Annotated in this window: 1 protein-coding gene; it reads left to right on the top strand. The window is 64.2% G+C overall.

Features of this window, described 5'->3' with window-relative positions:
• Positions 1-817: 817 nt before the first annotated feature.
• A partial coding sequence (locus C2L80_RS13440; protein WP_239939034.1) for a xanthine phosphoribosyltransferase occupies positions 818-1,529 on the top strand: 712 nt, incomplete at its 3' end.

A 1,529-nucleotide genomic window follows, 5' to 3' on the forward strand; every position in this document is an offset into this window, starting at 1 on the left:
CCCTCAGCCCCGTCAGCCCGGTTGCTTTGCCACCCCCCCACCTCCGCTCATCGTGCTGTTTCGCTGTCGCGTCAATGCCGTTTATGATGACGATTCCGTATTGTGCGACATGGCTGGGACGGCCATGGTCGGTGCGATTCCTGTCGATAGCGTGAGAATGGCGTTTCGTCATTCGCGAAGACTGCGATTGCGGCCGCTTTGCGAAAGTGGTTTTCATCTGCGGTAGCCGCAGAGACGAGAAGGCCTGAGGTGAGGGATCCTCAAAGGGAAAGGATGGAAGTTCGGTCGTGACGATGGAAGGCGCGAGGAAGATTGCGGTTGCGAGCCATGATGGCGATGGCGGCTGCAGGGTGTGTGGCGGCGGGGCGACAGCGTCGGCGCCGGACGCGGCGGCGCGAGCGCGGCGCACGGGAGGCGGCACGACGTGGGGCGAGCGCGCGGCGGTTCGGCGATGATGCCTCATGCGAAGGTGGTCGTGGCACTTGCGTTGGCTGCGGCGGCGTGAGGCGAGGGGATCGCGAGTCGGTGGCAAGGTTCCGACTACGGCGATAGGGGGCTGCGAAGCAGGGCGCGAACATACGCTATGACGACAACAGCGCCCATGGTGCCGGCAATGGCTTGCAAGCGCATTCCCGACGTGCGGCGTTCTCAGTATTTCTCAGTATCCGTGATCGGTTGCGACGAATATCGGCGTTGCGGCATTATTTCGCCCCCATCCGGCCGAGCGTCCTTTACACTGTCGATCAGAGGTTTTTCGAGCTTGCGCGCGCACGCGCGGCGGCGGGATGCGAAGACGAACCGACGACGGAGGCAAGGCATGGAGCTTTTGGAGGAGCGCATCAGGCGCGACGGGGTGGTGAAGTCGGAGGGCGTCCTCAAGGTGGACAGCTTCCTGAACCACCAGCTGGACATCGATTTGTTCGATGCGATGGGCGAGGAGTTCAAGCGGCTGTTCGCGGATGCTCCCGTCACGAAGATCCTCACCATCGAGGCGTCTGGCATCGGCATCGCATGCGTGGTGGCGCGGCATTTCGGCGTGCCGGTGGTGTTCGCGAAGAAAGCCCAGTCCATCAACCTCGACGGCGAGATGTATTCGACGCGCATTCAGTCGTTCACGCACGGCCGCGTGTACGACGTCATCGTGGCGAAGAAATTCCTCGGGCCAGATGACCACGTGCTCATCATCGACGACTTTCTGGCGAACGGGTGCGCGCTTAACGGCCTCATCGAGCTGGTGAACGAGGCGGGCGCCACCGTGGAGGGCATCGGCATCGCGGTGGAGAAGGGCTTCCAGCCCGGCGGGGCCGATCTGCGCGAACGCGGCTACCGGCTCGAGTCGCTCGCCATCGTGGAGTCGATGGATCCCGACACGGGCAAGATCGCGTTTCGCCAGGGATCCGTGACGAAACGCGAGGCATCCACCGGGCGTGCTGCATCCGGTGATCTTGGCGACGGCGCAGCTGGCCGCGCGTGCGACGGCGCTGCTGGCCAGGCGTGCGGCGCCGTCGCCGAGATCACCGGATGCAGCA

The organism is Rubneribacter badeniensis, from assembly GCF_002899695.1.
Taxonomy (GTDB): Bacteria; Actinomycetota; Coriobacteriia; order Coriobacteriales; family Eggerthellaceae; genus Rubneribacter; species Rubneribacter badeniensis.